The organism is Schinkia azotoformans LMG 9581, assembly GCF_000307855.1.
Lineage (GTDB): Bacteria > Bacillota > Bacilli > Bacillales > Bacillaceae_J > Schinkia > Schinkia azotoformans.
In genome coordinates this window covers 1-584 of the sequence record NZ_AJLR01000101.1, presented here as the reverse complement: position 1 = coordinate 584, position 584 = coordinate 1, and the positions used below count along the sequence as shown (strand labels likewise).

Genomic DNA, 584 nt, shown 5'->3' with positions numbered 1-584 from the left:
TTCAGTTGGCACTTATAGCCCTGAAATAATAGCTTGCGCCTGTTTTCTCGTCATTGTGGTGAGTGTTCCAGTGAACACGAAATATTCATTTTCTAACAATTTTCCACCTCTTTTTTTGAACAAGTCTATTGAACACCTACAATACCTATTATACCACTCTCTTGTTGGGCACTTCGCATAGCCGCAGAGAGTTTTTGAATCGTGGTCACTAAAATCGTATTATTATTTTTTGATGATAGGAGGTTTCGAGCCAACTGTTTTTGATTTTTGATCCCAACAATCAAAGTATTGTCTACCGAATTTCCGGTCGTTTGTCCGGTATGGTATTCCGAGGCAAACTTCGTAAACTCATCCTGCGTTTGAGCATCTAAGTCTGTTCTATCAACAACCATGACCGTACGATCAACACCGATCGCATTTTGTGCTAATAATTTCGTTGCGACAAAACTGGTAATGGTCTTTCCTGAACCTGTCGCATGCCAAATGAATCCTCCTTCATGCTGTGCCGCTTTTTGACGAATCTTACGAATAGCATGAATTTGGTAAGGTCTATGCAGTGACTGACCTAAATATCCCATATCTCC

The 584-nt window shown here is 40.4% G+C and carries 1 protein-coding gene; it reads right to left on the bottom strand.

The features are described from left to right. Positions 1-125: 125 nt before the first annotated feature. On the bottom strand, positions 126-584 hold a 459-nt coding region (locus BAZO_RS11380), incomplete at its 5' end, for a DEAD/DEAH box helicase family protein (protein ID WP_003331668.1).